Here is a 20,266-nt window from a genome sequence, read left to right on the forward strand (position 1 = left end):
TCGGTCTCGCAGCGTCTGTCGGTCTCGCTGCGCATGCCCTCCGGGTGCCTGCTCAAGCCCCTCGGGTGGGTCCGACAGTCGGCATGCGTACTCCAGTCGGCGCCCGAAGCACAGACCGGTGAGTGTGAGGCCCGACTGGGCCCAGGATCGACCCAAGAGTCGGACCATAGCCCATGTCTACACTGCCCCGGTCCAAGGTGGCGAGCGGCATCACGTTCTGTGACAGAAACGCGTTCGCGCCGACGGGCTGAGGCCGGCGCGGAACGGGGGCGGCGCCGCGGCAGCCGCTCACTGCTCCGACGTGGCGTCGATCTCGGCGATCAGGGCCTCTATACGGGTCCTGATCTCGTCGCGGATCGGGCGCACCGACTCGACGCCCTTGCCGGCCGGGTCCTCCAGGGCCCAGTCGAGGTACTTCTTGCCGGGGAAGATCGGGCAGGCGTCCCCGCAGCCCATGGTGATGACGTAGTCGGACGCCTGCACAGCCTCGGTCGTCAGCACCTTGGGCTGCTGGCCGGAGATGTCGACGCCGACCTCCTTCATCGCCTCGACGGCGGCAGGGTTGACCTGGTCGGCGGGGAGGGATCCCGCGGAGCGGACCTCGACGCGGTCCCCTGCGAGGTGGTCGAGGAATCCGGCGGCCATCTGCGAGCGTCCGGCGTTGTGGACGCAGACGAACAGTACGGAGGCGAGCGGGGTGGAGGGCATCGGCGCTTCCTGGTCTGGATGTCAGCTCACGCTGTTCGGGGCGTCAGCTCAGGCTGGTCTGGTGTCAGCTCCTGCTGATGTGACAGTATCAGTCCATGCTGACGTCAGTCGATACTGAGTTGATGCGGGTACTGGCCGACCCGCTGAGGCTGAAGATCGTGTCCCTGCTCGCCCGCGAGACACTGTGCACCACGCACCTGGTCGAGGAGACGGGCGCGCGGCAGACCAACCTGTCCAACCATCTGCGGGTGCTGCGCGAGGCCGGAGTGGTGGAGACGGAGCCCTGCGGCCGGTTCACGTACTACCGGCTCAAGCCGGAGGTCATCGCCTCGGTCGCCGACTCGTTCGCGGAACTCGCCGCGAGTGCCCGCGCCACTGCCGAGAGCGCAGCCAAGCGCGCCTGCCCCTGATCTCCTGTTTGCCCCTGATCTCCTGTTTCGCCTTGCCTCATTGCTCCACCCACATTGCTCGACCCCCCTTGTTCGTCTTCCGAGGAGCCCGCATTGACCGCCACCGACTCGCTGTCCGAGGCCGCGCCGGGGCCCGCATCGGCCGCCGTACCGCAGCCCGAGCCGGGCGCGACGCCGCTGCCTGCGCAGCCGCGTACGACGTCTGCCCGTCGGGCCGCCGCCGAGCTGGTCGGGACGGCCGCGCTGGTCGCCGTCGTGGTGGGTTCGGGCATCCAGGCCACACAGCTGAGCCAGGACGTCGGGGTGCAGCTGCTTGCCAACTCGGTCGCCACGGTCTTCGGTCTCGGCGTGCTGATTGCACTGCTGGGACCGGTGTCCGGAGCCCATTTCAACCCTGTGGTCACGCTCGCCGAGTGGCTCACGGCCAGGCGAGGCGGCTCGGGAGTCACGGCCCGCGAGCTGTTGTTCTACATACCGGCCCAGATTGTGGGAGCGATCGGCGGGGCCGTCCTGGCGAACGCCATGTTCGCCGAGCCGGTGGTGCAGTGGTCGACCCACGAGCGTTCTGCCGGGCACCTGCTGCTCGGCGAGGTCGTCGCCACCGCCGGGCTGGTCCTGCTGATCTTCGGGCTCGCCCGCACCGGCCGGCTGCACTTCGCGCCGGTCGCTGTCGCCTCGTACATCGGCGCCGCCTACTGGTTCACCTCGTCCACGTCGTTCGCCAACCCGGCCGTGACGATCGGCCGGGCCTTCTCCGACACCTTCGCCGGCATAGCCCCCGGCTCGGTGGCCGGGTTCATCGCCATGCAGGTGATCGGGGCGGTCGTGGGGCTGGGCTTGGTGGTACTGGTGTTCGGCCGCCCGGGTCGCGGGCCGGAAACCGACGGTTGATCGGCGGCGCCGACGGTCGATCGGCCGACGTCGACGGCAACCGGCCGCTGATGGTTGATCGACGGCGCCAACGGTCGATCAGTCGACGTCGAGGACAACCGCGGCTGATCGTTGATCAACCGGCGCCGACGGACGATTAACCAGCAGGAGCGTGCGGGGCGGCGCGATGACGGCAAGCGCCGCCTGGGGGCCGGCCGCGGTGTCAGGCCCCGGTCGCGGACGTGAGCAATCGGCCCATGGCGGCCAGTACCGACGGCTCAACGCGGTAGTAGACCCAGGTGCCGCGCCGCTCGGAGGTGAGCAGCCCGGCCTCCTTGAGCTTCTTCAGGTGGTGGGACACGGTCGGCTGGGAGACGCCGACGTCAGAGATGTCGCAGACGCATGCCTCGCCGCCCTCGTGCGAGGCGACCAGCGAGAACAGCCGCAGCCGGACCGGGTCGCCGAGCGCCTTGAACATCTTCGCGGTCCCCGCTGCCTCCTCCGCGGTCAGGGGCCGCTCGGTCAGCGGCGGGCAGCACGGCGCCACGGCCGCGGGGGCCTCGGGTTCCAGTATCGGCAGCAGCGCCTCGGCATTCGACATACGTCTATGTTGACACATGTCGAATCGACGAAGGCAGCTCCCATTTTCGGCGAGCGCCCCGGCCGGGGCCGGCCGGTCAGTCCCCTTCGGGGGCGCTCAGCTCTCCACCGGCGAGGAGATGGTCGACGACGCGCTCGCAGATCTCGGTGAGGATGGCGAGCTCCTCCTGCGACAGAAAGTCGATGAAGTGCTCCCGCACGTTGGCCACATGGCTTGGCGCGGCCTGCTCGATGGCCCGGAGACCCTCCGCGGTCAGGGAGACGATGGCGCTTCGGGCATCGTCAGGATTGGGCGCGCGGCTGATCAGGCAGCGCAGCTCCATGCGGCGCAACTGGTGTGACAGCCGGCTCTTCTCCCACAGGAGCCGACAGCGCAGCTCCAGCGAGGTCATCCTTCTGTCGGGATGCTCCGACAGAACCACCAGGATTTCGTACTCCGGTTCGGACAACCCCCAGTCGCGCAGCAGTTGCTGGTTGAGCCGGGCCCCCAGCAGGCGGCGTGTGCGCAGAAACGCGCGCCAGGCGCGGTTCTCCTCGGCGTTCAGCCACCGGGCGTTCTCTGCCATGTCCTTGATCGTAAGAGGCACGTTGATATGTACCTGGTCCGTCCTCCCAGCGTGGCGGCCCGATGACGTCAGATGGGCGCACACCTTTTCGGGCGTCATCAGGCCGGACAGCCTGCCGTCAGCCGGCCGTCAGCCGACCCTCGGGAGGCCGGTGTTCAGGGGGATCCGCCTTTCCTGACGGGTCGGTGACCGCCTGCTCGGAATGGAGGGGAACGTCGTCGGGCGTGACATCGATGCGCAGCCGGTGGACACGGACGGGATGGCGCCAGCGGCCGTGATCGATGGCGGAGTCGGCGTGGAACTCCGCGACGATCTGGGGCGCCACGGGGGTGATGTCGAGCACTTCACGGCTGCCCCAGTGCGTACTGAACTGCACGTCTCGCCAGGGGTGATCGGCACCTGCCGGTGAGAGCAGACCGCTGAGTTCAGCTCGCGTCCGGGCCGAGAGGGGTGTGCTGCGGGCGACCATCAGGAAATGCCCGTCACTTGTGTAGCGGCCGAGCAGGGCGCTCTGGGGGCGAGCGAGGCTTCCGGTGACGGCGCCGACGATCGCTTCGGCCGTGTGGCGTGCGCGGTACTTCAGCCAGCCGCGCCGACCAGGCTGGTACGGCTGGGTCAGGCTCTTGACGACCACGCCCTCCACCCCCACGGCCGACCACTCGGCAAGCCACTTCTCCGCCTGGGCGCGGTCGGTCGTGGACGGCGTGAGGGCCCATGGCGCGGCAAGGCCGTGGCCCTGGAACAGCGACTGGAGGGCGGCGCGGCGTTCCCGGTACGGCCAGGTGAGCATCTCGGTGCCGGCGTGCTGCAGCAGGTCGAACGCCACCAGGTGTGCCGGATGCGCACGCACCAGCCGCGAGAGGGCCGGCGGCCGGGTGTTCAGGCGCTGCTGAAGCGCGCCGAAATCGAGCCTGCTGCCGGTGTGGATGACGGCCTCTCCGTCGATCACGACGTCCTCGCCGAGCGCCGCAGCCGCGTCAGCAATCTCCGGGAACGAGCCGGTGAGGTCACGGCCGCTGCGGGACTGCAGGAACACCTCGCCGCCCGGCTGGGCGAACACCAGCATCCGGAAACCGTCGTACTTCGGCTCGAACACCATCTGGGGCAGGGCACCGGGCCCTGGCAGCTGCGGCACGGCACGCGCCAGCATGGGCTCCACCGGAGGGACGAGAGTCACATAAAAGACATACCCGAAGGAAAAGGGCAGACTCGTGGACCTGGGGCGAACCGTGGATCGGGAAGGCGTCGTGGATCTGGAAAGCATCGAGGCCGAGCTGTACGGGCTGGCGCCCGAGGACTTCATCCCTGCGCGCGACCGGTATGCGGCCGCCGCCCGAAAGGAGAACAACCGCACGCTCGCCGCGAAGATCAGCGCCCTGCGGCGTCCGACGCTGGCGGCATGGGCGGGCAATCTCCTCGTGCGCGCGGAGCCCGAGCAGGTGGCCGGGCTGCTTCGGCTGGGCGAAGGACTGCGCCAGGCCCACGAACAGCTCGACGGTCCGCAGTTGCGCGACCTCAACCGGCAGCAGCACAGTGTGGTCGGTGCGCTCGCCCGGCAGGCCCGGCTGCTGGCGGCCGAGGCCGGGCATCCGGTGGGCGACGACATGCAGCGAGAGATCGAGGACACCCTGCACGCGGTCCTCGCCGACCCGGAGGCCGCACAGCAATGGGCTTCCGGCCGCCTGACCAAAGCCCTCCATCCACCGGTCGGGACGCAGTTCTTCGCAGGCTCCGAGAGCGCCGCTGCCGCCACGGCCCCGCCCGCACGCGGAAAGCGCCCTGATCCCGAAGCCACCACGGCCCGCCGCGCTCCTGCCCGGGACAGTGCGGTCCCGACGGCGAAGGAGGCCAAGGAACGACGCCGACAGGAGGAACTGCGCCAGAAGCGCGCCCATGCCCGTCAAGAGGCCGAGAGCACCGAGCAGCAAGCACTCCGACGCGAGGACGAGCTCAGGCATGCCGAGGCACGGCGTGAGCAGGCCGAGCGGCTGCTGCAGGAGGCGGATGCGCGGGTTGCCGCGCTGGCCGAGGAACTGAAGGCGGCGCAGGAGCGGCAGCGCACGGCCCGCAGTGACCTGGACGCGGCACGACACCAGGTCACCGAGGCAGGCCGCACCGCCCAGAAGGCACGCCGCGCCGCCCAGAACGCCCGCACCCGGGCCGAGCGTCTGGAGGCGGGGTGACCGAGCGACGCGAGGAGACGCGATGAGCGGGCGCGCCGTGGTCAGCCGGCCTCCTCCAGCACGAGCAGGACGTGCTCGTTCTCGCCGTGCCACACCGACTCGGAGCGCCGGAAGCCGCACTTCTCCAACAGGCGCACCGACCCGGTGTTCCCCGCGAAGGGATCGGCGTAGAGAGGGCGATTCCTCTCCCGCTGCAAAAAGAGCGCGAGCGCCACACTGCCTATGCCCCGCCCCCAGTACGGCCGGCCCAGCCAGTAGCCGATGAAGCGCCGGTCCTGCTCCCACCAGGCCACGACGCTGCCCGCCGTCTCTCCGTCGACGGTGATCGTCTGCACGAAGACGGTGGGCTCACCGAGGAGCTTCGTGGCCCAGTGCTTCATGAAGGCCTCCCGGGGCCGGGGGGTGAACCTCGACCGCCGGACTGCCTCCGCATCGTGCTCGTACTCGTAGAACAGCTGCAGATCGGCTTCCCCGACATCCCGCAGCCGCACATCCACGACCTCTTCGGACCGCACATCGTCACTCATGCGGAGAGTCTGGCATCGAGCACTGACATCCCGGCCCGGTCAGCCGTACCGCCGTCGGCCCGGCTACCGCGGGCGCACCTCCTCCATGCGTACGGGACGGTGCTCGTGCAGGGACAGGGTGCATGCCTCGGCGATCAGGCTCGCCTCGATGGCGTCGGCCACGGTGCACGGGGACGGCCTGCGGCCCGCGACCACCTCGGTGAAGGCGGTGAGTTCGGCGCGGTAGGCGTCGGCGAAGCGGTCCATGAAGAAGTGGTGCGGCTTCGCGGCCGGGAAGGTGGCCCCAGGCTCGACGGAGCGCAGGGGCAGCTTGTCCTCGAGACCAGCGGCGATGCTGTCCTTCATGCCGTGGATCTCCAGGCGGGCGTCGTAACCGCGCGGGTTGTGCCGGGTGTTGGAGACCAGGGCCAGCGTGCCGTCGTCCAGCGTGAGGACGGCCGAGGCGGTGTCGACGTCCCCGGCATTGGCGATGTAGTCGGCGCCGCGGTTGGAGCCGGTGGCGTACACCTCGACGACCTCGCGTCCCGTCACCCAGCGGACGATGTCGAAGTCGTGGACGCTGCAGTCGCGGAAGATGCCGCCCGAGACGGCCACGTACGCGGCGGGAGGCGGCGCCGGGTCCAGGGTGGTGGACCTGACGGTGTGCAGCAGGCCGAGCTCGCCGCTGAGCACGGCCTGCCGGGCCGCCACATATCCGGGGTCGAAGCGCCGGTTGTAGCCGATGTGGACCTCGACGCCGCTGCCCTCGACCGCGCGCAGCACGTCGAGGCTCTCCTCCACGGTGCGCGCCACCGGCTTCTCGCAGAAGACCGGGATGCCGGCCTTGACGGTGGCGAGGATCAGCTCCGGGTGCGCGTCGGTGGCGGCGGCGATGACGACGCCGTCGACTCCGGCGTTCAGTACGGCCTCGGGTGAGTCCGCCGCCGTGGCTCCGAAGCGCTCGGCGGCGGAGGCGGCGGCCGCGGCAACCGGGTCGGTGACCACGAGAGAGTCCACCGCGTCGAGCTTGGACAGGGTTTCGGCGTGGAAGGCGCCGATCCGGCCGAGGCCCATGATGCCTATACGCATGAGATGTTGCTCCTTCAGCCCGGTCGGGCGGTGCAAAGGTGATTCGGTGGTGATTCGCTGCTGACGGTGGTTCGGTACGGCGCTGACCGGGGATTCGGTACGGCGCTGACGGTGGTTCGGTACGGCGCTGACGGTGGATTCGGCACGGCGCCGGGGATTCGGTACGGCGGATGTCAGTCCTGTGCGCCGACGACGTTCTGGTCCCAGTCGATGACGGACCCGGTCACGACGCCGCTGCGGTCGGAGAGCAGGAAGACGACGAAGTCCGCGATCTCGTCGGGCTGTCCGAGCTTGCCCATCGGCAGACGGCCGGCGGCCTCCTCGCGCCAGTCGTCGCCCGCCCCGTGGAACTCGCGCTGCACGGCGTCCTCGCCCTCGGTCTCCGTCCAGCCGATGTTGAGGCCGTTGATCCGGATACGGTCCCAGCGGTGGGCGTGCGCGGCATTGCGGGTCAGGCCGGCCAGCCCGGCCTTCGCGGCGGAGTACGGCGCGAGGAAGGGAGGGCCGCCGTGCGCGCAGTTGGAGCCGATGTTGACGATGGTGCCCGGCGCCTTACGGGCCACCATGTCGGTCACGGCCGCCTGCATCGCGAAGAACGGCGCCCGCAGGTTGATCGCCATGTGCGTGTCGAACAGCTCCGGAGTGGTCTCAAGGAGTGACCCGCGGGACGTGAGACCCGCCGCGTTGACCAGGCAGTCGATCCGTCCGTGTGCCGCGACGACCTGTTCGACGCTGCCGCGCGCCTGCTCGGGGTCGGCCAGGTCGGCCCGTACGAAGGAGACCTTGGCCCCCGCGTCGGCCAGCTCCGCCACGAGAGCCTCACCGATCTCGGGGCGGCGGCCGGTGAGGACGACATCGGCGCCCTCGCGGGCGGCCGCCCGCACGATCGCGGCGCCGACGCCCTGGCTGCCGCCGTTGACGAGGACGACCTTGTCCTCAAGCAGTCCCATGAATGCGGGTTTCCCTTCAGCTCTGCCGGCGCTTGGTGCCGGCCTGCAGTTCCTGGCGCAGCCGGTCCGGGCTCCAGCCCTCGGTGAGCGCCTGCCATATCGTGTCCGCCTGGGATGGCGGGGCCAGACCGTCGACCGGCGGGTCGAGGTCCAGGTTGGTGGGGAAGGGGTAGCCCTCGGCGGAGGCGGCGACCACGCGGTGCAGCCACTCGTCGGAGGCGCCTTCGGCCTTGCGGCGCGCCAGCACCGGGAAGAGCGCGTTCGCCATGGCCTCGCGGTCGACGGTCTCCATCGCGCGGCCGAAGGCGGAGTTGACCTGCAGCAGATTCGCCATGCGCCGGATGTCCGCGGACCGGTTGTGTCCCGCCGCGTGGAAGAGCGCGGGGTTGAAGAAGACGGCGTCGCCCTTTTCCAGGGGCAGCTGAATGTGATGCCGCTCGAAGTGGTCGACGAACTCCGGTCGCCGCCATGCCAGATACCCCGGCTCGTACTTCTGCGAGTGCGGCAGATACAGCGTCGGACCCGACTCCACCGGCATGTCGCAGTGGGCCACCGCGCCCTGCAGGGTCAGCACGGGGGAGAGGCGGTGGACGTGCGCCGGATAGGCGGCCGCCAGGTCCTGGGACAGGAAGCCCAGGTGGTAGTCGCGGTGCACGCTCTGCGCCGCACCGCCCGGGTTGACCACATTGATCTGCGAGGTCACCTGGTAGCCGGGACCGAGCCAGGCCGCGGCCACGAGCGCCAGCATGTCGTTCGCGTAGTAGTCGGCGAACACCTCGGGCGCCCGGACGGCCATCTTCTCCAGCGCGTTCCACACCCGGTCGTTGGCACCCGGCTTGGCGAAGTGATCGCCGCGCGCCGTGCCCGCCGCGCGCTCCTCATCGATCAGCGCATGGATGGCGGCGGTCGCCCGGTCCACGACGTCGCCGTCCGCGAAGGCGCCCTTGAGGACGACGATGCCGGGGCCGTCCAGCAGGGCGCGGACCAGCTCCGCCTGGACCGACCGGCGACCGTCCGGAGCGGCGGCGAGGTCGCGCAGTCGTGCCGAGTCGTATCGCAGGACGTTCTGCTCGACCCCCTCGGCGGACGGATAGTCGAGCGGCTCGGTGCTCTGCCCGACCAGGGAGCGCAGGTCGTCGAGGCTGCAGTCGTCCTCACTGAGCCACGCCCGCGGGCCCCTAGCGGTGGGAAGCATCGACAGGTCCTTCCGGAGCGGTTCCGTTTCCGCCAGTCTTGGGAACCGGTGCCCATCACGCAATGAGCAGACATCCATCAAAAAGCCATCATTCGAAGCCATCATTCGAGACCAGGGAACAGCCATGGCACACCCCTATCCGATCAGGGAGATCGCCCGGCAGGCCGGCCTGAGCCAGGCCACCGTCGACCGCGTCCTCAACAACCGCGGCGGCGTACGGGAGAGCACCATGCGGGAGGTGCGCCAGGCCATAGCCGACCTGGACCGGCAGCGGACGCAGGTACGCATCGGCGGCCGCACCTTCATGATCGACATCGTGATGCAGACCCCGGAGCGGTTCTCCTCGGCGGTACGCGATGCCCTGGAAGCCGAACTCCCGGCCCTGCACCCCGCCGTCATGCGCTCACGCTTTCACTTCCGTGAGACCGGCCCGGTGTCGGAGCTCATCACGACGCTGGACCGGATCGCCCAGCGCGGTTCCCAGGGCGTGATCCTCAAGGCTCCGGACGTGCCCGAGGTCACCCTCGCCGTCGGACGGCTGGTCGCGGCGGGCATACCCGTGGTCACCCTGGTGACCGACCTGCCCAGCAGCGCACGCAGCGCATACGTCGGCATCGACAACCGGGCCGCCGGAGCCACCGCCGCCTATCTCCTCGGGCAGTGGCTCGGCGACCGCCCCGGCAGCGTCCTCGTCACGATCAGCCGCGGCTCGTTCCGCAACGAGGAGGAGCGCGAAATGGGCTTCCGCAGCGTGATGCGCAGCGCCCACCCCGAACGGTCACTGGTGGAGGTCACCGACACCGACGGTCTTGACGCGACCCAGCGGGACCTCGTCCTGGACGCACTCAAGCGCGACGAGACCGTCAACGCTGTCTACTCCATCGGCGGCGGCAACGCCGCCACCCTCGATGCGTTCCGCGCCCTCGACCGCGAGCTCGCCGTTTTCGTGGCCCACGATCTCGACCACGACAACACCCGGCTCCTGCGCGAACGACGCCTCTCCGCCGTACTCCATCACGACCTGCGCCAGGACATGCGCCGCGCCTGCCAGACGATCATGCGTGCGCACCATGCGCTGCCTGACGAAGGCCCGTTCCTGCCGTCGGCGATCCAGGTGGTGACGCCGTACAACATGCCGCCGGGGATCACGGGCATGCCGTTGGCCGGGTGAGGAGCCCGCGAATTCCGCACGCGGAACGCGTGAGGGCGCCGAGCGCATGAGCGCGCTCACGCGGTGCGGCAGGCGGACGGGCCCCCTGCCGCACCACACGGCGACGCGGGTCACGCTTTGTGCCGCCTCGGTGGCATGGGGGAACACCACCAGGACGTGACCTGCGGACGGGCCGACAGGTCAGGTCAGCGGGTGCGACGTCCGGCCCGACGCCTCGTCGATCTCGTCGTGTGCCTTGGTCAGCAGCTTTGTCGCCATGTCGTTGAGCGCTCTGGCTCCCGCGACCTCCTCGCCGACCTTCGGCTGGTTCGAGTCGGAGGGGTGGCGGCTGGCGTATCCGCGGGACCGCACCTCGCTCCCGTCGGGGAGACGTACGAGAGCGGCGGCGCGGGTGTGGTGATTGTCCTCCTCGAATTCCAGCTCGACATGCCACCCGACGGGGTGCTGCGTCATCACGATCACCTCCGGAACCGCTGATTCCAGAGTGCGCCTGTCGGCCCGCGCTTGCACGATGTGCGCCTGTTTGCCCGTGCGTGCACGAGTGTGCCGGTCGGCAGCGGATCCGGGATCCGACTCGGCCGGCGTGGCAAGAGGCAGGCTCAGGCCAGGCAGGCTCAGGCCAGGCTGCCGGGCCCGCGGCGGCACGGTGAGTGCCGCAGTGGCATGCGCTGACGAATGCCGTGACCGGTGTCGATACCGTCGTCACAAGCCGACCGCACTCCCTGAGCACCCTGGCCCAGGCCCGACAGGAGTTCCTCGTGACGGACGAGATCACCACGTACGACATCGCCGCCATCCGCGCACAGTTCCCGGCCCTCGCGGCCGGAACGGCGCACTTCGACGGACCGGGCGGCACGCAGACTCCCCTGCCCGTGATCGAAGCCATCACGAACGCCCTCGCGCAGCCGCTGTCGAACCGAGGCGACGGGACGCCGGGGGAGCGCAACGCCGACACGATCGTCACCGAGGCACGGCAGGCGATGGCGGACCTGCTGGGGGCGGACCCGTCCGGAATCGTCTTCGGCCGCAGCGCCACACAGCTCGCCTACGACTTCTCCCGGACTCTCGCCAAGACGTGGTCACCGGGCGACGAGGTGGTCGTCACGCGCCTAGACCACGACTCCAACATCCGCCCGTGGATCCAGGCCGCCGCGCAGGTCGGCGCCACGGTCCGGTGGGCCGACTTCGACCCCGCCACCGGCGAACTCACCCCCGACGACATCAGTGCCGTGCTCTCCGACCGCACCCGCCTGGTCGCGGTCACCGCCGCATCGAACCTGATCGGCACGCGCCCCGCGATCGCCGAGATCTCCCGCCTGGTCCACCGGGCCGGGGCCCTGCTCTACGTCGACGGCGTCCACTACACCGCCCACACCCTCGTCGACATCGACCAGCTCGGCGCGGATTTCTTCGCCTGCTCCCCGTACAAGTTCCTCGGTCCCCACCTCGGCGTCCTCGCGGGCCGGCCCGAGCTGCTGGAGACCCTCCAGCCCGACAAGCTGCTGCCGTCGACGAACGCGGTCCCGGAACGCTTCGAGCTCGGCACCCTGCCGTACGAGCTCCTTGCGGGCACCCGCGCAGCCGTCGACTTCCTCGCCGGACTCGGCCCGAACACGGACACGGCGGCGGGCCGACGCGAGCGCCTCGTGTCCGCCCTCGCAGCGATCGAGGAGCACGAGGACACGCTGCGGGCGCAGATCGAAAAGGGACTGTCCGCTTTCGAGCAGATCACGATCCGCTCCCAGGCAGCCGAGCGCACCCCCACCCTGCTCCTGACCATCGACGGCCACAGCACGACGGACGCCTACCGCCACCTGGCAGAGCGCGGCATCCATGCGCCGTCCGGCTCCTTCTACGCGCTCGAGGCCTCCCGCCGGCTCGGGCTGGGAGACACCGGCGGCCTCCGTGTCGGCCTCGCCCCGTACAACGACGCGGAGGACGTCGAGAGGCTGCTGGCGGGTCTGTCGGACTTCCTGCGTCCCTGAAGCGGCCTGTCAGGAAAGCGCAGAAAGTACGACGAGGACCATGCCGCCGCGGGGCAGGCCCGTGAGGAGGGCCGGCGTGGCGTCGTCGTGAAGAGGGCCGTAGAGGACACCAGCGAAGTACTCGTCGTCATCGTCACCGTCTTCGTCCACGTCTTCGTTTTCGTCCCAGTCCTCGTCCCCGAATTCGTCTTCGTCGTCGACCTGGTGCACTTCCCCTATCCGGTCGGTGAGGTCGTCCTCCGGTTCGGCCTCCCGGATCACCACTGTCTGGTCGTGCGTCCGCAGGGCCCGGGCCCGTACGTCCCCGGACTCCACTGCGTTCACCGGATACAGCTCAACGACCGGTCCCCCCCGTCCAGGGCCACACCGCCACGTGGAGTACCGGCTGGGGGCCCGAACGCAGTGCGCGCGCCCGGGAGTTGACGACGAACCCGCGGCCGATCAGAGCGGCGCCCGGCGCCAGAAGGAGGGCGGACATCAGCTGCTGCGGCACTGCGTCGTACGGCTCCGCCCGCAGCCGCAGCCATGTCCCGTCCATCAGGACGGTCACGGTGCGGGCCACCGGGTAATCGTCCGCGTTTCCCGAGCCGACGGTGCGGGCCTCACCGGCGTACGGACCCTCCAGGAACTCGACGCGTACATCGGGATCGCCGTCTCCGCCTTCCGCGTATCCGAGGACCACGGCCGAGACGGGCTCGGCTCGCGCGCCACGGGCGTCCGAAGCGGACTGGGCGCCGACACCCCACAGCACCAGCGAGCCGCCGCTGAGGAACAACAGGGATCCGGTGATGATCCGTACCAACCCGCCTCGGAAGCGCGGCAGTCGGCGCGGGAGCGGCGCCCGGTGGCCGACGGTGGCTTCCTCGTGCAGTGCACGTTGGCGGCCGCGAGCACGCAGTCGCACGTGCACCGCACACCAGGCCACCGCGAGCCCGAGCGCCATGACCGCGGCGCCGCCCACGACGGCAGCCGAGAGCCGTACGGGGGCGACCATCGCGGCCACCGGCAGGACGAGCCCGAAGGGCAGCAGCACACGCGCCAAGCTCGGCAGCCACAACACCGCGTACGGGAGGAACAACAGGGCGGTCGCGAACGGCAGCACCTCCCAGTCGGTCCCGCAGGGATCACGCTCCGAACACACCGGATCCGGTTCCGAGACACCCATGATGACCAGGCCCCCGATCAGCACGACGGCCAGAACCAGCGCGTGCGCGCCGAGCCGTGTCCACGGGGGTGGGGCCGCAGCGCACCAGCGGGCAGCGTCCTTGCTGGACCAGACGGGGGCGGCCGGGGCTTCACCCGGCGGCAGCGGCACGGCGTCCGTGGACATGGTCATCAGCACAGTATCAGCCGGAATGCCCTGGTCCGACAGGCAGTCGGGGACGTCCCGGCAAAGGGCATGGCCCCTCTGCGGACGTGGAGGCGAGTAGGCCCCGCCCGTTGTCGGGCGGGGCCGTCGGCGTACTGCGTACGACCACGTACGCAGTACGGCGCCCCCGGTACCGTCCCCGTGCGGCTGCACGATCTGCTCGCCATGCCGGGTCGGCCCCGTCGAACCCGTCGGCCCGCAGGAAGTCCTCCACTCAGCGGTCGTCAGGCGCTGATCAGGGAGTCGTCCTCGACTCGGGCCCCCGGCAGGCGGTGGCGGGCAGCGATCAGTGCGGCGTCGACGTCGCGCGTCCCGGTGGCCACGCACAGCGTGTACGCGATGTCGTTCATGCGCTGCTGTGCCTCAGGGCTGCCCTGTTCGGCGTGCAGCAGGCGAAGTGCCTCGTACTGCTTGACGAAGTTGCGCAGCACCACGGGGTGGGCCATCAGCACGGTTGTTCTCCTTCCACGACGTGTGCATCGCTTGGGCACGGGGTCGGTTACCCGGCAGGGTCGCCTTCATGCGGCGGGGGACGACGCCGCGGAAGGGAGCGTGCCGCAGGGGCCATACCGCCGCACGTGCCCGCGGTACGGCTGCAGCGTCCCGCGTGTTGTGGCGCGGCGCCGAGGTCCGTGGCGCGGGCGTGTGACACTCCCCAAGTCACGGGGCTGCACGCTGCTCGGAGGCCTGATGTCGAAACCGCTCGTCGTGGTGACCGGTGCCGGCCACGGCATCGGCCGGGCCGTGGCGGCGGCCTTCGCGGCGGAGCAGCATCCCCTGCTGCTGGTGTCGCGGCACCCCACGCCACTCGGCGGACTGCCCGCCGACCAGGTCCTGCCGGCAGCGGTCGACGTCGCCGACTACGCCGCGCTCGAGGCGGCGGTCCAGGGCGCGGAAGCCCGATACGGGCCGACCGAATGCATCGTCAACTGTGCGGGTTTCCTCAGGATCGGCCCACTGGAGACCCGGGCCCCGGCGGACGTGTCCTACGAGGTCGACGTGCTCCTCAAGGGCGTACTCAACGGCATCCGCGTCGTTCTGGGCACCATGAAGGCGCGCAGGAGCGGCACGATCATCAACGTCAGCTCGATCGGTGACCGCGTGCCGGGTCCGGACGGCGAGGTCTACCACGCCTGCAAGGCGGCGCTCCGCTCGTTGGCCGGCTCGCTGCAGAAGAGCCAGGCCGCGAACAACATCCGTGTCATCAATGTGGCACCGGGGTTCGTCAGGACCGACATCCATGCGGAGATGGGGATCAGCTTCGAGGAGTACTGCGAGCGGCTGGGCCATCCCGACTTCATCAGCGCCGACCAGCTCGCCGACATCATCCTGTTCTGCTGGAAGCAGCCGCAGCGTCTTTGCGTGCGCGACATCGTGGTGTTGCCGACGAGCTCGGATTTCGGTTGAGCCTGGCGTCAACAACGGACCCTGCATGCGGCTGCCCGCCGCCTTCTTGGCCGCGCTGGGCCTGCTGAGCTGGTGGGGATTCTCCACCGGCAGCGACGTGGTCAGTCGCATCGTGCTCGGCCTCGGCGTCCCGCTTCTCGCCATCATCCTGTGGGCCCTGTTCGCCGCTCCGAAGGCGCGACTGCGGCCCCCGCTCGCGGTGGTGCTGCTGGTCAAGGCCGTGGTGCTGGGCGGCGGCGCGGCCTTCCTGTACGGGGTGGGGCATCCTGTCGCGGCCCTGGTCCTGGCTGGGTGATCGTCGCGAACACGGCGGTGGCCGAGATCTCGCGCCGCAGGCCGCCCCGGGTCAGTCAGGAGTTCGACTACAGGGCTCGGCTTAAGCTCCGTGGGCCGATCACCTCGCCCGAAGGAAACGAAGTGGCTGAAGACAGACCGCCGTTGACGATCAAGTCAGACGCCAAGAACGGCTTGTGGACGCTGAGCGCGCCCATCGGAACGCTGGGCCGGCCGGTCCTCGTCGGCGGCACGGTGTACGTACCGGTGTCGGACGACCGGATCGCGGCCGTGGACGCCCAGGAGGGCCGGATCCGCTGGTGCAGCGAGGCGCTCACGAAACCGGCCGCGGAGCGGCTGGTGTGCGCGGACGGCGCCGTCGTGGTGCCCGTACTGCGGGAGCACGGCCGCAGCGGGTTCACCGCCCTCGACGTGTCGACCGGCAAAGTGCTGTGGACGCGCCGCAAGAGCAGGCTGTACCGGGCAGCCGCCGCCGGTTCGACGGTGGTGCTGTGGAACGACACCCGCGAGGACAGCGCACAGATTGCCGCCGTCGACGCGCTGACCGGGGAGACCCTGTGGGAGGACGAGTTCGAGCGGATATGGGGCCTGCTCGTGCGCGGGGACCGGGTCATTCTGGACGCCGGGGGCTTCCGCGCCCTGGACGCCCGCACCGGTGAAGACGTCTGGGACGAGGGGTACGGCAGCCTTCTGGGCCAGGACGGGACGGGCGATGCGGCGGTCTTCCACAGCTGGAGCGGCGGCGCCTTCGCCAGACTTTTCGTGCGCGCCGCCGACACCGGCAAGGAACTGGCCACGACCCGTTTCCGCGAGCGGGCGCTGAAGCACTTCTCCAGGGCGCCCGCCCTGGTCGACGGAGGACGCCTGCTCTTCTCCGAATCGTTTGGGCGCCGCGTCCGGATTTTCGCCTGTGCGGGTGTGGACCGGGCCGAATCGCTGGGAAGCCACCGGCTGGGATGGTGGCGATTCACCTCGTTCCAGGACGTGGTGTGCGTCGGCGACTGGGTGTACGGCCTTACCTGGCGTCATCGACTGCACGCAGCCGAGGTCGGTGGGCGGCGATGGCTGCGGCGGCTGCGGGTGACCGACGCGAACGGCCGGGCTGTGCAGCGGCCGACCGAGATCGCGGCCGGGCCTGAACATGTGTTCGTCGGCGAGAAGGAATCGGTGGCTGCTGTCCGCGACGGCCGGGTGCTGTGGGTGGCGGCCACGGACGTGTGGGACAACCCGCCGATCCCGCTCGGCGCCGACCGCGTGCTGTTCCGGTCCACAAACCGGAAACCGAGCCAGGACCGGCTGCACTGCGCGGACGCGGAAACCGGCCGCCGGCTCTCCTGAAAGCAGCAGAGCTGGAGGAGCGACGACCCTGCTGATTTAGATATGGGTCTATTGTCTGGTTAGCGTTGAATGGCGTGGTCGGCCGGTCGAGGATACGAGCCCAGGGGGCCAGGCGGGAGACGACTCAGGGAGGTACCTCGGATGAACGTGCGCCCGAGTCGTGCTGTGCTCGTCCTGACCGTGCTGACGATGGCCCTCGGTGCCGCAGCCTGCGCCGAGAATGACCGCTCGGGCTCCGACGAGGGAGGCCTCACCATCGGCCTGTTGCTCCCGGGGGACCGCGAATCCCGCTACTGGCAGTTCGACAAGCCCCTGATCGAGAAGAAGATCAAGGAGTTGTGCGGCGACTGCAGGCTCGTGCACAACAACACCATCAGTGATGCGGCGATCCAGCGGCAGCAGATGGAGTCCATGATCAACAAAGGGGTCGAGGTCCTGATCCTGGGGGTCGTCGACCCTCCGGCGCTCCGCTCCACCGTCGAGGACCTGCAGGAAGCCGGCATCCCAGTCGTCGCCTACGACCGCCTCGCCGAGGGCCCGATCTCCGGTCACGTCACCTTCGACGGTGCACAGGTCGGCCGGATCCAGGCCGAGGCGCTCCTGAAGGCCATGGGGCACAAGGCAGACGGTGGCCGGATCGTCATGATGAACGGTGCCATCACCGATCCCAACGCGGGCTGGTTCAAGAGGGGCGCGATGTCCGTCCTCAAGGGCAAGGTGAAGATCGCCAAGACGTACGACACCGTGGAGTGGCGGGAGGAGAACGCCCACACCAACATGTCCGGTGCCATCGCCGCCCTGGGTGTCGACGGCGTCGACGGCGTCTACGCCGCCAACGACCGTCTCGCCTCCGGCGCCATCGCCGCGCTCAAGGCCGCCGGAGTCACGCCGCTCCCGCCCGTCACAGGCCAGGACGCCGACCTCGCGGCCGTGCAGCGCATCGTGACCGGTGACCAGTACATGACCGTGTACAAGCCCTTCAAGCCCGAAGCCGACGCCGCCGCGACCATGGCCGTCGCACTGGGCCGCGGAGAGAGCCTCGAGGGCATCGCCAAGACCCGGCTCGACAGCGCCACGACCAAGGACATCCCGACTGTCCTGCTCACTCCGCTGCCCGTGACCGTCGACAACATCGAAGAGACCGTCGTCAAGGATGGCATGTACACGATCGGCGAAATCTGCACCCCGGAGTTCCGCTCAGCCTGCGACAAGGCCGGACTCACCAGGTGACAGACGGGCCGCCACGCAGGGCAGTGACGGCACTCGCAACAGAAGGCCCCAGGGCGTGAAAACCCTGGGGCCTGATCCGTTGATCTGCAGAGCGTTGGGCAGGTCTTGCACCTGCATCTCCCCGCCGGGGGCGGAGCGTCTTTCTTTGGACCACCAACGCGAGGCGGCACCGTTGTCCGGCGGCGCCTGAGATCAACATACGTGGAGGGCCCGCTCCTCAGCGGAAGGCGCGCCCGGCGAGCGATCCCCTCGGCGGACACGGCGGTGATTGAACGGAAGGCATGCGCGGGCCGTACGGATAACGGCGGCCCGATCTCCGAGCCTGGTCCGCCGCGCCACCGCCGCGCTTCGCACGGAAGGACCTTCGGGTTGTCCCTCTTCATACGCTCCGGTCAGCTGCCGGACACGGGTAGGCCAAGCACGAGCCCGGAGGACGCCCCGGCCCCGGAGGACGCCCCTGCCCCGGAAGGCTCTCCGAAGCGCGGCGGCGCCGGCTGGCGGGACAAGTACCCGGCCGTGGCGCGGGTCGTGGCCACGCTGACCACAGCCCTGGCCGCCGTCCTGGTGCTGTCGGCCCTGCTCCTGCCGAACGCGCCGACCCGCCTCACGCCCGGCGCATTCATACGCATACCGGTGGAGGCGATATGCGGCGCAGCCGCATTCCTCGTCCTGCCACCGAGGGGCAGGCAGGCGGCGGCCGTGCTCGCCGGGGTCGGCCTCGGCCTGCTGACCGTCCTGAACTTCCTCGATCTGGGCTTCAGCGCGGTCTTCGGCCGAAGCTTCAACCCGGTGCTGGACTGGATCCTCCTCGACGACGGCGAGTCGTTCCTCAGGGACTCCGTGGGCCGGACGGGCGCGATCCTGGTGGTGATCGCGGTCGTGGTCCTCGTCATCGCCCTGTTCGTTCTCATGGCGCTGGCGGTCGTCCGGCTGAGCCGCCTCATCACCCGGCACAGCGCCGCGGCGACCCGTACCACCCTGGTGGTGGGGACTGCCTGGATCACCTGCACGGCTCTCGGTGTGCAGGTCGCCGGCGCACCGCTCGCTTCCAGGAGCACGGCCGACGTCGTCCAGGACCGCGTGGACAGAGTGAACGCGACCTTGAAGGACGAGAAGGCGTTCGCCACGGAGGCGGGCGTCGACGGCTTCGCCGACACCCCGCCCGACGAGCTGCTGACCGGGCTACGCGGCAAGGACGTCATCTTCACCTTCATCGAGAGCTACGGACGCACAGCGATCGAGGACCCGGAGATGGCCTCGCACATCGGCGCAGTGCTCGCAGACGGCACCCGGCGGCTGCGCGCGGCCGGGTACGCATCCCGGAGCGGCTGGCTCACCTCACCGACGTACGGCGCCGGCAGCTGGCTGGCCCACTCGACCTTCGCGACGGGCCTGTGGATCGACAACCAGCAGCGCTACCGCAGCGTCACCGCCGGCGACCGTTTCTCCCTCGTCAGCGCCTTCCGCCGCACCGACGCCTGGCGCACGGTCGGCATCATGCCGGGCGTCACCAAGTCCTGGCCGGAGGGAAGGTTCTACGGCTTCGACAAGGTCTACGACTCACGCGACGTGGGGTACGAAGGCCCGAAGTTCAGCTGGTCGACCATGCCCGACCAGTACGCCCTCGCGGCCTTCGAGCGTCTCGAGCACGGCAGGCCAGGCGACAAGCCGTTGATGTCGGAGATCATCCTGACCTCCAGCCACAACCCCTGGGCTCCCCTCCCCAGGACGATCGGCTGGGACGAGGTCGGTGACGGCTCCGTCTACAACGCCATCGAGAAGGCGGGCAAGGACCCCAAGCAGGTATGGAAGGACTCCGGCCAGGTGCGCACGGAGTACCGCCGTTCCATCGAGTACTCCCTGAACACCCTCGTCTCCTACGTGGAGAAGTACGGCAACAAGAACACGGTGCTCATCTTCCTCGGCGACCACGAGCCCGTCCGGACCGTCACCGGCGACAGCGCGAGCCGTGACGTGCCGATCGCCATCGTCGCCCGCGACCCGGCCGTGCTGGACCGCATCTCCGACTGGGGCTGGCAGGAAGGCCTCAAGCCCGGCCCCGATACCCCGGTCTGGCGCATGGACGCTTTCCGCGACCGCTTCCTGACGGCGTACGGCACCGGGCCAGGGACCACATCATCCTCTGCGCCCCGATAGCTGCGGGGCACCTCAGGAGGTGCCCCGGTGCCCCGCAGGCAGCCGCACTCCGCACTCGGGTGGCGGCGCCACCGTTATCCGATTCCGGCCTTCATCCGATTCCGGCCCTCGCGAACGGCCTGCCTGCGAATACAGTTGTGCCTGGCCGCAACTGGCGAGGGTGGACGACCACCGGGGAGCGGCCTCGTTCCGATGTGAGCGTCGACCGCCTGGGCGCCTCCGTCAGCGACGTCCCGCT

General features: G+C 69.9%; 22 protein-coding genes and 1 riboswitch. Of the genes, 10 read left to right on the forward strand and 12 right to left on the reverse strand.

Going from position 1 to position 20,266, the window contains the following annotated elements; genetic code table 11:
- Nucleotides 1-288: 288 nt before the first annotated feature.
- Nucleotides 289-708, reverse strand: a complete 420-nt coding sequence (locus tag H1D24_RS09945) for an arsenate reductase ArsC (protein ID WP_181657052.1) — start codon at nt 706-708, stop codon at nt 289-291.
- A gap of 95 nt (nt 709-803) precedes the next feature.
- Between H1D24_RS09945 and H1D24_RS09950 the strand changes: the two genes are divergently transcribed.
- Together H1D24_RS09950 and H1D24_RS09955 are read left to right on the forward strand one after the other, a co-directional pair.
- Nucleotides 804-1,118, forward strand: coding sequence for an ArsR/SmtB family transcription factor (locus tag H1D24_RS09950; protein WP_181657053.1), 315 nt, complete (start codon nt 804-806; stop codon nt 1,116-1,118).
- Between the two features lie 93 nt (nt 1,119-1,211).
- On the forward strand, nt 1,212-2,009 hold the full coding sequence (locus tag H1D24_RS09955) for an aquaporin (protein ID WP_181657054.1): 798 nt from the start codon (nt 1,212-1,214) through the stop codon (nt 2,007-2,009).
- Between the two features lie 202 nt (nt 2,010-2,211).
- Here H1D24_RS09955 and H1D24_RS09960 read toward each other — a convergent pair whose 3' ends face one another.
- The 3 genes from H1D24_RS09960 to H1D24_RS09970 all read right to left on the reverse strand — a co-directional run bounded on the left by H1D24_RS09960 (nt 2,212) and on the right by H1D24_RS09970 (nt 4,304).
- Nucleotides 2,212-2,589 (reverse strand): ArsR/SmtB family transcription factor, encoded by a 378-nt coding sequence (locus H1D24_RS09960; protein ID WP_181657055.1) that lies wholly within the window; start codon nt 2,587-2,589, stop codon nt 2,212-2,214.
- 76 nt (nt 2,590-2,665) lie between these two features.
- The gene (locus H1D24_RS09965; RefSeq protein ID WP_181657056.1) at nt 2,666-3,154 is read right to left on the reverse strand and encodes a MarR family winged helix-turn-helix transcriptional regulator; all 489 of its coding nucleotides are present in this window, start codon (nt 3,152-3,154) and stop codon (nt 2,666-2,668) included.
- A 118-nt stretch (nt 3,155-3,272) separates the two neighbouring features.
- Nucleotides 3,273-4,304: an ATP-dependent DNA ligase gene (locus H1D24_RS09970; RefSeq protein WP_258563960.1), complete on the reverse strand. Its 1,032-nt coding sequence runs from the start codon at nt 4,302-4,304 to the stop codon at nt 3,273-3,275.
- A gap of 97 nt (nt 4,305-4,401) precedes the next feature.
- On the opposite strand from H1D24_RS09970, the gene H1D24_RS09975 reads away from it, so the two are divergent.
- The gene (locus tag H1D24_RS09975; protein ID WP_181657057.1) at nt 4,402-5,337 is read left to right on the forward strand and encodes a hypothetical protein; all 936 of its coding nucleotides are present in this window, start codon (nt 4,402-4,404) and stop codon (nt 5,335-5,337) included.
- 41 nt (nt 5,338-5,378) lie between these two features.
- Here H1D24_RS09975 and H1D24_RS09980 read toward each other — a convergent pair whose 3' ends face one another.
- The 4 genes from H1D24_RS09980 to H1D24_RS09995 form a co-directional block, all read right to left on the reverse strand.
- On the reverse strand, nt 5,379-5,864 hold the full coding sequence (locus H1D24_RS09980) for a GNAT family N-acetyltransferase (protein ID WP_181657058.1): 486 nt from the start codon (nt 5,862-5,864) through the stop codon (nt 5,379-5,381).
- Nucleotides 5,865-5,927: 63 nt separating this feature from the next.
- Nucleotides 5,928-6,932, reverse strand: coding sequence for a Gfo/Idh/MocA family protein (locus tag H1D24_RS09985; RefSeq protein WP_181657059.1), 1,005 nt, complete (start codon nt 6,930-6,932; stop codon nt 5,928-5,930).
- A gap of 173 nt (nt 6,933-7,105) precedes the next feature.
- On the reverse strand, nt 7,106-7,882 hold the full coding sequence (locus tag H1D24_RS09990) for an SDR family oxidoreductase (protein WP_181657060.1): 777 nt from the start codon (nt 7,880-7,882) through the stop codon (nt 7,106-7,108).
- Between the two features lie 16 nt (nt 7,883-7,898).
- Nucleotides 7,899-9,077, reverse strand: coding sequence for a phytanoyl-CoA dioxygenase family protein (locus H1D24_RS09995; protein ID WP_181657061.1), 1,179 nt, complete (start codon nt 9,075-9,077; stop codon nt 7,899-7,901).
- Between the two features lie 124 nt (nt 9,078-9,201).
- Between H1D24_RS09995 and H1D24_RS10000 the strand changes: the two genes are divergently transcribed.
- Nucleotides 9,202-10,248 carry a LacI family DNA-binding transcriptional regulator gene (locus H1D24_RS10000; RefSeq protein WP_181657062.1) on the forward strand — a complete coding sequence of 349 codons (1,047 nt, stop codon included), beginning with the start codon at nt 9,202-9,204 and terminating at the stop codon, nt 10,246-10,248.
- Nucleotides 10,249-10,428: 180 nt separating this feature from the next.
- Here H1D24_RS10000 and H1D24_RS10005 read toward each other — a convergent pair whose 3' ends face one another.
- The gene (locus H1D24_RS10005; RefSeq protein ID WP_181657063.1) at nt 10,429-10,701 is read right to left on the reverse strand and encodes a DUF1876 domain-containing protein; all 273 of its coding nucleotides are present in this window, start codon (nt 10,699-10,701) and stop codon (nt 10,429-10,431) included.
- Nucleotides 10,702-11,006: 305 nt separating this feature from the next.
- Here H1D24_RS10005 and H1D24_RS10010 point away from each other — a divergent pair, with 305 nt between their 5' ends.
- Complete coding sequence (locus H1D24_RS10010) at nt 11,007-12,233, forward strand: cysteine desulfurase-like protein (protein WP_181657064.1); 1,227 nt, start codon at nt 11,007-11,009, stop codon at nt 12,231-12,233.
- 9 nt (nt 12,234-12,242) lie between these two features.
- On the opposite strand, the gene H1D24_RS10015 is transcribed toward H1D24_RS10010, so the two are convergent.
- The 3 genes from H1D24_RS10015 to H1D24_RS10025 form a co-directional block, all read right to left on the reverse strand.
- Nucleotides 12,243-12,557: a hypothetical protein gene (locus H1D24_RS10015; protein WP_181657065.1), complete on the reverse strand. Its 315-nt coding sequence runs from the start codon at nt 12,555-12,557 to the stop codon at nt 12,243-12,245.
- A gap of 10 nt (nt 12,558-12,567) precedes the next feature.
- Nucleotides 12,568-13,569: a hypothetical protein gene (locus tag H1D24_RS10020; RefSeq protein WP_181657066.1), complete on the reverse strand. Its 1,002-nt coding sequence runs from the start codon at nt 13,567-13,569 to the stop codon at nt 12,568-12,570.
- Between the two features lie 257 nt (nt 13,570-13,826).
- Nucleotides 13,827-14,054, reverse strand: a complete 228-nt coding sequence (locus tag H1D24_RS10025) for a DUF5133 domain-containing protein (protein WP_181657067.1) — start codon at nt 14,052-14,054, stop codon at nt 13,827-13,829.
- 238 nt (nt 14,055-14,292) lie between these two features.
- Here H1D24_RS10025 and H1D24_RS10030 point away from each other — a divergent pair, with 238 nt between their 5' ends.
- From H1D24_RS10030 to H1D24_RS10050, 5 genes are all read left to right on the forward strand, one after another.
- A complete protein-coding gene (locus H1D24_RS10030; protein WP_181657068.1) occupies nt 14,293-15,009 on the forward strand; it encodes an SDR family oxidoreductase in 717 nt (238 codons plus the stop codon).
- A 25-nt stretch (nt 15,010-15,034) separates the two neighbouring features.
- Complete coding sequence (locus H1D24_RS10035; RefSeq protein ID WP_258563961.1) at nt 15,035-15,304, forward strand: YrdB family protein; 270 nt, start codon at nt 15,035-15,037, stop codon at nt 15,302-15,304.
- A gap of 17 nt (nt 15,305-15,321) precedes the next feature.
- A complete protein-coding gene (locus tag H1D24_RS10040; RefSeq protein WP_374064199.1) occupies nt 15,322-16,641 on the forward strand; it encodes a PQQ-like beta-propeller repeat protein in 1,320 nt (439 codons plus the stop codon).
- A gap of 141 nt (nt 16,642-16,782) precedes the next feature.
- On the forward strand, nt 16,783-17,871 hold the full coding sequence (locus H1D24_RS10045) for a sugar ABC transporter substrate-binding protein (protein WP_181657069.1): 1,089 nt from the start codon (nt 16,783-16,785) through the stop codon (nt 17,869-17,871).
- Nucleotides 17,872-18,240: 369 nt separating this feature from the next.
- Nucleotides 18,241-20,028: an alkaline phosphatase family protein gene (locus H1D24_RS10050; protein ID WP_258563962.1), complete on the forward strand. Its 1,788-nt coding sequence runs from the start codon at nt 18,241-18,243 to the stop codon at nt 20,026-20,028.
- Nucleotides 20,029-20,165: 137 nt separating this feature from the next.
- Nucleotides 20,166-20,250, forward strand: a riboswitch (ZMP/ZTP riboswitch).
- Nucleotides 20,251-20,266: the final 16 nt, after the last annotated feature.

The organism is Streptomyces himalayensis subsp. himalayensis, assembly GCF_013778455.1.
Lineage (GTDB): Bacteria > Actinomycetota > Actinomycetes > Streptomycetales > Streptomycetaceae > Streptomyces > Streptomyces himalayensis.

Excerpts from the sequence above, each read along its gene's own strand:
- H1D24_RS09945 (WP_181657052.1), bottom strand. The coding sequence starts at position 708 with ATGCCCTCCACCCCGCTCGCCTCCGTACTGTTCGTCTGCGTCCACAAC.
- H1D24_RS09950 (WP_181657053.1), top strand. The coding sequence starts at position 804 with ATGCTGACGTCAGTCGATACTGAGTTGATGCGGGTACTGGCCGACCCG.
- H1D24_RS09960 (WP_181657055.1), bottom strand. The coding sequence starts at position 2,589 with ATGTCGAATGCCGAGGCGCTGCTGCCGATACTGGAACCCGAGGCCCCC.
- H1D24_RS09965 (WP_181657056.1), bottom strand. The coding sequence starts at position 3,154 with ATGGCAGAGAACGCCCGGTGGCTGAACGCCGAGGAGAACCGCGCCTGG.
- H1D24_RS09970 (WP_258563960.1), bottom strand. The coding sequence starts at position 4,304 with ATGCTGGCGCGTGCCGTGCCGCAGCTGCCAGGGCCCGGTGCCCTGCCC.
- H1D24_RS09980 (WP_181657058.1), bottom strand. The coding sequence starts at position 5,864 with ATGAGTGACGATGTGCGGTCCGAAGAGGTCGTGGATGTGCGGCTGCGG.
- H1D24_RS09985 (WP_181657059.1), bottom strand. The coding sequence starts at position 6,932 with ATGCGTATAGGCATCATGGGCCTCGGCCGGATCGGCGCCTTCCACGCC.
- H1D24_RS09990 (WP_181657060.1), bottom strand. The coding sequence starts at position 7,882 with ATGGGACTGCTTGAGGACAAGGTCGTCCTCGTCAACGGCGGCAGCCAG.
- H1D24_RS09995 (WP_181657061.1), bottom strand. The coding sequence starts at position 9,077 with ATGCTTCCCACCGCTAGGGGCCCGCGGGCGTGGCTCAGTGAGGACGAC.
- H1D24_RS10000 (WP_181657062.1), top strand. The coding sequence starts at position 9,202 with ATGGCACACCCCTATCCGATCAGGGAGATCGCCCGGCAGGCCGGCCTG.
- H1D24_RS10005 (WP_181657063.1), bottom strand. The coding sequence starts at position 10,701 with ATGACGCAGCACCCCGTCGGGTGGCATGTCGAGCTGGAATTCGAGGAG.
- H1D24_RS10020 (WP_181657066.1), bottom strand. The coding sequence starts at position 13,569 with ATGACCATGTCCACGGACGCCGTGCCGCTGCCGCCGGGTGAAGCCCCG.
- H1D24_RS10030 (WP_181657068.1), top strand. The coding sequence starts at position 14,293 with ATGTCGAAACCGCTCGTCGTGGTGACCGGTGCCGGCCACGGCATCGGC.
- H1D24_RS10035 (WP_258563961.1), top strand. The coding sequence starts at position 15,035 with ATGCGGCTGCCCGCCGCCTTCTTGGCCGCGCTGGGCCTGCTGAGCTGG.
- H1D24_RS10045 (WP_181657069.1), top strand. The coding sequence starts at position 16,783 with ATGAACGTGCGCCCGAGTCGTGCTGTGCTCGTCCTGACCGTGCTGACG.